The organism is Microbacterium sp. (assembly GCF_047972865.1).
Lineage (GTDB): Bacteria > Actinomycetota > Actinomycetes > Actinomycetales > Microbacteriaceae > Microbacterium.
Genome location: NZ_JBKEAY010000016.1, coordinates 1 through 7,722 on the forward strand (window position 1 = coordinate 1; position 7,722 = coordinate 7,722).

The 7,722-nt window shown below is 69.4% G+C and carries 6 protein-coding genes and 1 pseudogene; 6 read left to right on the forward strand and 1 reads right to left on the reverse strand.

The genetic code is table 11. The features are described 5' to 3' along the window. Positions 1-176: 176 nt before the first annotated feature. Together ACK5KK_RS00880 and ACK5KK_RS00885 are read left to right on the forward strand one after the other, a co-directional pair. Positions 177-1,271, forward strand: a pseudogene (locus ACK5KK_RS00880) (ISAzo13 family transposase); the annotation flags it as partial. 157 nt (positions 1,272-1,428) lie between these two features. Then, a complete protein-coding gene (locus ACK5KK_RS00885; protein WP_416888211.1) occupies positions 1,429-2,889 on the forward strand; it encodes an IS1634 family transposase in 1,461 nt (486 codons plus the stop codon). Between the two features lie 109 nt (positions 2,890-2,998). On the opposite strand, the gene ACK5KK_RS00890 is transcribed toward ACK5KK_RS00885, so the two are convergent. Further along, the gene (locus ACK5KK_RS00890) at positions 2,999-3,661 is read right to left on the reverse strand and encodes a TetR/AcrR family transcriptional regulator (RefSeq protein ID WP_416888206.1); all 663 of its coding nucleotides are present in this window, start codon (positions 3,659-3,661) and stop codon (positions 2,999-3,001) included. A gap of 180 nt (positions 3,662-3,841) precedes the next feature. Between ACK5KK_RS00890 and ACK5KK_RS00895 the strand changes: the two genes are divergently transcribed. From ACK5KK_RS00895 to ACK5KK_RS00910, 4 genes are all read left to right on the forward strand, one after another. Next, positions 3,842-5,362, forward strand: a complete 1,521-nt coding sequence (locus ACK5KK_RS00895) for an ABC transporter substrate-binding protein (protein ID WP_416888207.1) — start codon at positions 3,842-3,844, stop codon at positions 5,360-5,362. Positions 5,363-5,389: 27 nt separating this feature from the next. Further along, positions 5,390-6,322, forward strand: a complete 933-nt coding sequence (locus tag ACK5KK_RS00900) for an ABC transporter permease (protein ID WP_416888208.1) — start codon at positions 5,390-5,392, stop codon at positions 6,320-6,322. After that, the gene (locus ACK5KK_RS00905) at positions 6,319-7,137 is read left to right on the forward strand and encodes an ABC transporter permease (RefSeq protein ID WP_416888209.1); all 819 of its coding nucleotides are present in this window, start codon (positions 6,319-6,321) and stop codon (positions 7,135-7,137) included. Before ACK5KK_RS00900 ends, ACK5KK_RS00905 begins: the two co-directional genes overlap by 4 nt. After that, positions 7,134-7,722, forward strand: a 589-nt coding sequence (locus tag ACK5KK_RS00910) for an ATP-binding cassette domain-containing protein (RefSeq protein ID WP_416888210.1), incomplete at its 3' end; no start/stop codon positions are given. The genes ACK5KK_RS00905 and ACK5KK_RS00910, both read left to right, overlap by 4 nt.

The window sequence follows — 7,722 nt, forward strand, 5'->3', positions numbered from 1 at the left end:
GTACAGGACGATTCGCGCGGATTCATCCTGTCTTCGTGATTTCTCCTGCCGTGACGCGCCTGCGGGGCGGAGTCGGCTCCTACCCGCTGAACAAGAGGGTGCGGCGTCGAGCACTGTCTTAGGATACGCCAATAAATTATTGGGTGTTGTGGTGATTTGGGTGGGATCATTGGTGTATGGCGATCTCGGAGGAAGTGCGTCTCGCGTTGCGTGCGAAGTTCGAGGCCCTGCTGCCGCATTTGGATGAGCGCGCGACTCGGTTGACGCTTGCTGCCGAAGCTCGCTCGCTGGGGCATGGTGGGATTGCGGTGGTCGCTCGCGCCGCGGGGGTGTCGCGGGGTCGGGTGGCCCGTGGTGTTGCGGAGTTGGAATACGGTGTTGAACCTTCAGCACGGGTTCGCAGGCCGGGCGCAGGCCGTAAGCCGATCACCGAGACGGATCCGGGGATCGTGGGGGCTTTGTTGGAGTTGGTAGAGCCGACCCGCCGGGGTGATCCGGAGTCGGCGTTGTGTTGGACGACGTTGTCGACGAAGAAGCTCGCGGCGGAACTCACTTTGCAAGGGCACCCGGTCTCCGCGGAGAAGGTCGCGCAGCTGCTCAAGGCGGAAGGCTTCAGCCTGCAAGCCAATACGAAGCAGGTCGAGGGGAACCAGCATCCTGATCGTGATGCCCAGTTCTGCTACCTGAACGCGCAAGTCACCGATCACGTGGGGTCTGGGGAGCCGGTGATCAGCGTGGACACGAAGAAGAAGGAACTCGTCGGGAACTTCAAAAACGGCGGGCGTGAGTGGCTCCCTGCGGGTGCGCCGACCCCGGTGAAAGTCCACGATTTCAAGGATCCGGAACTCGGGAAAGTGAATCCGTACGGGGTCTACGACCTTGCCGCGGACACCGGGTGGGTGAGCGTGGGCGTTGATCACGACACCGCACAGTTCGCGGTCAACACGATCCGCACCTGGTGGAACCACGTCGGCAAGCAGGCCTATCCTGGCGCGACCCGGCTGCTGATCACCGCCGACGGTGGCGGCTCCAACGGATACCGCACCCGGCTATGGAAAACCGAACTCGCTGAGTTCGCCGCGCAGACCGGACTGCACGTCACCGTGTCACACCTGCCACCGGGCACGAGCAAATGGAACAAGATCGAGCACCGCTTGTTCTCACGGATCTCGATCAACTGGCGCGCCCGCCCACTGACAAGTCGCGAGATCATCCTGAACCTCATCGGTGCGACCACTACCGCGAACGGCACACCCGTGAGCGCCGTCCTGACTTAGGTCATGATCGGTTCAGTCTGGACTTCGGGGTGGTTCTGATCTGGGGTTTTGTCTCGCGGTTGGCTTGATTCTGTGCACTAAGTCGGGCCCATAGAGTGGGTTCGTGTCTCCGCATGTGCGTGTCGTGAAGACCGCGTCGGGGGCGCGGGCGGTGCAGATCGTGTACTCGAACCGGGGCGGGAAGCGGGATCTGGAGCATGTCGGCTCCGCGCACACGGACGCGGAGTTGGAGGCGTTGAAGGCCGCTGCGCGTCAGCGGATCGCGGCCGGGCAGCCGGAACTGGATCTTGGCCTTCAGGCCCGGCCGGCAAGGGGCGGGCCGTTGCCGATCACGGCGGCGCGGATGGGGCCGTTGCTGGACGGGCTGGGCCACGTCTACGCGCAGCTGGGGTTCGAAGACGCCGCGGGCGGTGACGCGGTATTCCGCAGTCTCGTGATTGCGCGGCTGATCGAGCCGACCAGCAAGCTCGACTCGATCCGTGTGCTCGAGGAGGCCGGGATGGCACCGCCGTCGTATCGGACGATCACCCGTGCGCTGCCCCGTTACGCGACCGAGGCCTTCCGTGCCCGCCTGGCCGCCGCCTGCGCGTCACGGGCTCTGTTGGGGCCGGCCGCGTTGGTGCTCTACGACGCGTCGACGCTCTACTTCGAGACCAGCGAGGGCGACGGGTTCCGTGAGCCCGGGTACTCGAAAGAACGACGTCTGGAGCCGCAGATCACGATCGGGCTGCTCACCGACAGCACGGGGTTCCCGCTGCGGCTGCACGCGTTCGAGGGGAACAAGGCCGAGACCAAGACGATGCTGCCGGTGATCGAGCAGTTCCGTGCCGACCATCCGGTCCGGGACGTCACGGTCGTCGCTGACGCGGGCATGCTCTCCCACGAGAACCGCACGAAGCTCGTCGACGCCGGACTGTCATACATCATCGGGCAGAAGGTCCCCGAGATGCCCTACGTCGTCCAACGCTGGATCGACGAGCATCCCGGCGATCCGATCACTGACGGGCAGGTGTTCTCCACACCGACCTGGACCGGCCCCGCCGGAAACCGGCGCGAAGCACGGATCTACTACCAGTACCGCGCCGCCCGCGCCCGCCGGACCCTGCACGGCATCGACGAGCAGGTCCGCAAGGCCGAGACCATCGCCGCCGGAAGAGCACAGGTCAAACGCAACCGGTTCCTCACCCTCACCGACGAGCACCGCGAGGTCAACCGGGAGCTTGAGGCCAAGGCCCGCGCACTGGCCGGGTTCAAGGGCTACATCACCAGCATGCTCCCTGATACCGCCGACGCGGAGTTCGTCATCGGCGCCTACCACCAGCTCTGGCATGTCGAGAAGAGCTTCCGGATGTCCAAGCACGACCTCGCCGCACGACCCATCTACCACCGGCTCCGCGACTCGATCGACGCGCACCTGACCATCGTGTTCGCCGCCCTCGCAATCGCCCGCCGCATCGAGACCACGACCGGCTGGTCACTGAAGAAGTTCATCACCACCACCCGCCGCTACCGCGAAATCAACATCAACGCCAACGGCCACACCCTCACCGCCGCCGACCCCATCCCCGACGACCTCGCAGACGCACTCAACGCCATCCGCGATGGACACTAACCTGACCTAAGTCAGGTGATTCTCACGCGGTGAGGTCGGCCCCGCGCTGCTGGCGCTCGGCGCGGCGGCCACGCGCGGTGCGGATCCTTCGGCGCGACCGCGTGCACCCTCAGTGGACCGGGTGTGCGGAGGGGTGAAGGGCGATCGACCCGGCCAGGATCGTCTCGATGCCGCCGTCGAAGGTCTCGCGCAGCGGCAGCGTGAAGAACTCGACGCCGACCCGCGCGGCGTTCGGGTGCGTCGTGGGGTCGATGTCGGTGAGACCGGCGACGAAGGCCCGAGCGCGACCGCGTCGCGGGCCGCGCTCCCTCGCGGCGGCGTTGTCCTCGATCGCGATGCGTGAGAACGTCCAGCTCATCACGAGCGTCGCGATCCTGGCGACAGCGCTGTCGGAGAAGCCGGCATCGGTCAGGGTGCCGGTCAGCGTCTCGAGCAGGCGGTAGGCCTCGGGGCCGGCGGGCCCGTTGTCCATGAGCCAGGCGGCCACGCCCGGATACTCTCGCAGCGTCGCATACTGCGCACCGGCCCACGCGCGCACGCGATCCTGCCAGTCCCGCACGCAATCGGTCTCGGGGTGGATGAACGACCCCACCCGGTCGGCGACCAGGCGCACGAGTCCGTCGCGGTCTCCCACGTGGTGGTATAGCGCCATCGGCGTGACATGCATCCGGGAGGCGACGGCGCGCATCGTGACGGCGCTGAGCCCGTCGGCGCGGGTGAGGGCCAGTGCCGCATCGACGATCGCGTCGCGGGAGAGCGGCGGGTCCGACATGGGACGGAGCCTACCGGTGGCGTCTGCGGAATCGATAATGATTCTCGATAACTGGTATACGTTGTATACGTCGGTGGATGCCGGTCGCCCGACGAGCCAGACGAACTCGACGACACGGCGATCGCAGCGACGACACGAGCGCGACGACGGACCACCGGGGACAACAAGGGGGATCCATACATGAAGTCGACCCGAATGCCGTCGACCTTCCGGCGCGGCGGCGTCGTCGCCGGCGCCGTCACGCTGGCGCTGGTCGCGCTGGCCGGATGCGCGGCGGAAGCGCAGGCACCGAACGTTCCCGATGACGGCGGCACGCTGCGTGCCGCGTTCACCGGCGGCGGAGCGAACGAGACGCTGAACTATCTCAAGGGCCCGACCGCCCTCGACTACGTGCGGGCGCGACTCGTGCACGCGCCGCTGTGTGAGCTCGACCCCGCTGCTGACGACGGTGTGGCCTACGGCGTGCTGGAGTCGATCGAGGTCGCCGACGACCTGGGCACGTACACGTTGCGGGTCCGAGACGGCATCTCCTTCACCGACGGCGCGGCATTGACCAGCGCCGACGTGCTCTACTCCTTGCGTGCCCCGATGGTGCTGGAGGGCCTGCCCTTCACGCAGGTCGTGGCCCGCGGGTTCGACCTCGACGCGGGGACGGCCCCGGACGCGTCGACCGTCGTGCTCCCGACATTGTCCCCGATCGCTGACGGCCGCTCGCTGATCTGTCAGAGCATGCTCGCGATCCAGGACGGCACCACCGAGTTCACCGCCGACACCCCCTCGTCGGGTCCGTTCACGGTCGCGGCCTTCGAACCAGGCCAGTCGACCCTTCTGGAGCGCAACGACGACTACTACGGTGACGCGCCGTCGCTGGCGGCGATCGAACTCGTCTCGATCGCCGACGGCACGGCGCAGGCCAGCGCGCTGCGGCAGGGACAGGTCGACTACATCAGCGGCATGACCCCGGCTCAGGCGCAGACCCTGGACGGAGTCGACGGCATCCGTGTGTCGGCGAGCGAAGCCCCCTACCTGTCGTACCTGAGCTTCACGATGAATACCGCCGTCGCGCCGTTCGACGACCCGCGTGTGCGCGAAGCGTTCAAGCTGGCGATCGACCGGCAGCGCATCCTCGACAACGTCTACTACGGGCGGGGTGCCATCGGCAACGACATCCCCGCGCTCGGGTTCGCCAGTTACGACACCTCGATTCCGCAACGCGAGTACGACCCCGACCGGGCGCGTGACCTGATCGCGCAGGCGGGGGCCGACGGCGCGAGTGTGGAACTCACGGTCGGACCCGAGCTGGCGGGCATGGTCGAGACCGGCACCCTCATCGTCGAAGATCTGCGGGCGGTCGGCATCGACGCGACGCTGAGAGAGTTGCCCGTCGGCCAACTGTTCGCCGACTACCCGGCCTATCTGGCGCTGCCGTTCCGGGCCGGTTACACGCCGCCGGCGCTGTTCGAACCGAACCACACGCCGGGCACCTTCGGCGAGGTGGACGTCCTCGTGCAGACTGCGCGTTCTGCGACGGATGCCGAGGAGCGGATCACCGCGTCGCACCGCGCGCAACGGATGCTGTGGGAGACGGGCAACCAGATCGCCCCCGTGTTCGTGCCTGTGGTCAGTGCCGCCCGCGACGGCGTGACCGGCGTGCGCGACCTGCAGTTCCCTGACCTGTCGCAGGTCGTGCTGACCGACTGACCGGTGCGACTACTGCCCTGGATCGCGGTGAGGGTCACCACGGCCGTGGTGACCCTCACCGCGATCTCGCTCGCCGTGTTCTGGGTCACCGAGGTCCTCCCCGGCGACGCCGTCGGGGTACTGGCCGGGGCAGAGGCCACACAGGCCGAGCGCGATGCCGTGCGCGTTGCGCTCGGCCTGGACCGGCCCGCCGCCGAACGGTACGGCGAGTGGATTCTCGGTGCGCTGCGGGGCGAACTGGGAGTGTCGCTCGTGTCGGGGCGCGAGGTCGCCGCCACCGTCGGCGCGCGCCTGGGGGCGACAGCGGCCGTGCTGGTGCCGGCGGCTGCCGGCATCCTGATCCTCGCCACCGGACTCGGGGTCGCGGCAGGACTGCGGCCGGGTGGGCGGGTAGACCGGGTGCTCAGCGGTGCGACGCTCACCCTCATCGCCACCCCAGACTTTCTGCTGGCGACCGCGCTGCTGCTCGTCTTCACCGTCTGGGTGCCGCTGGCGCCGGCGGTGGCTCTGGTGCCCGCCGGCGACACCCTCTGGCAGCACCCCGGCCTGGTTATGCTGCCGGCGGCGGCGTTGGCTGCGGGCGGGTTCGGAGCGACGATGCGGCTGCTGCGCGCCTCGGTCGCCCAGACCGTCGCGACCCCGTATGTCGAGTTCGCGCGGCTCAACGGCATTGGCGGGCTGCCGCTGCTGCGCACCATCGCCCTCAACGCGGCGCCACCGGCGGTACACGCCTACACCGTGATGATCGCGGGCCTGTTCGGCGGCGCCATCGTGGTGGAGACGCTCTTCAACGTGCCGGGGTTGGGGGCTGAGCTGGCCCGGGCGGTCGGGCAGCGCGACGTCCCGCTCGTGCAGGGACTGGGGCTCGCGATCAGCGCCGCCGTGCTGGCGGTGCTGCTGTGCGGAGACATCCTCACTCGCATTCTGCAGCACCGCACCCAACGGCAGGAGACACCATGAGCCCCGCGCGGTGGTTCGCGGTGGCACCCGCCGTGGTTGTCGTGCTGATCGCGCTGATCGGCCCCGACATCCCGGCCGCGAGTGCGACGGCCGCCGCGGCCGGTCCGTTCCAGCCTGCCGACCCCGCCCGGCCGCTGGGCACCGATGTGCTGGGGCGAGACGTGCTGGCTCGGGTGCTCGCCGGCGGGCGCACGCTCGTGCTGCAGGCGGGCGCGGCGACCCTGATCGGCAGCGCGGTCGGACTCGCTGTGGGGGTCTGGGCGGGGACGACCTCGCGGACGAGCCTTGCCGGCGTCGTGATGCGGCTGGTGGATGCCGTCGCCGCGATCCCCGCCATCATCGTGCTGCTGCTGCTGGCCGCGGGTTTCCCCGGCAACGATCTGGTCGTGATGGGGGTGATCGCGGCGGTCAGCATTCCGTTCTCGGTGCGCGTGCTGCGCGAGCGGGCCGCGGCGCTGGCGGCCACCGACTACGCGCGCGATGCCGCGGCCCGCGGCGAGAGCCGGTGGCGGCGGGTGCGTGACGACATCCTGCCGGGGCTGACGCCGACGGCGTTGACCGAGGCGGGGGTGCGATTCGTGGCCGCGACGCAACTGGCGGCGACCGCCGGTTTTCTCGGTCTCGGTGCGGGCGCCCCCGCGGCGAATTGGGGCCGCCTGGTGCGCGAGAACAGCACCGGGATGATGTCCAACCCGGCGCCGGTGATCGTGCCCGCCGTCTTACTGGTGGTGCTTGCGGTGGGGGTCACGGTGGCGCTGGATCGAGCCGCCGAGACGCGCGTGGGTGGACTGGGCCCGGCCGGGGCGGCACCGTGAGCGCCCTCGTCGCGGTGCGGGGCCTGACCATCACCGGACCGGGCGGCATCCCGATCGTGACCGATGCCACTTTCGATCTTCATGCGGGGCAGATCCTCGGGATCGTCGGTCGGTCGGGCTCGGGAAAGACCACGCTCGCGCAGGCGCTGCTGGGAGCGGTCGCCGACGGTCTGGAGCACACGGGGGGCCAGGTGCGGGTCGACGGGAACGATCCGTTCCGGCCCGCGGGGCGGCGCGCCGTGCGGGGGCGGATCGCCGCGTACCTGCCGCAGGACCCGGCCAGCGCACTCGACCCCGCCAGATCCATCGCCGGGCACCTGCGCACCGCCGCGCGCCTGGCACACCCGGGTGCCTCCCGCGCCGACCGGCGCGCACTCGTGCGCACGGGTGTCGCGGAGGCCGCCTTCGACCCGGCGCTGCTGTCGCGGCGGCCGGCCCAGCTCTCCGGCGGGCAGGCGCAGCGTGCGCTGCTGGCCTGGACCTATGTGACCCGGCCTCGACTGCTGGTGCTCGACGAACCCACGAGCGGACTGGACCCGCGCACCGCCGCACGGGTGAGCGCTGCCTTCACGACGCTGGAGTGGC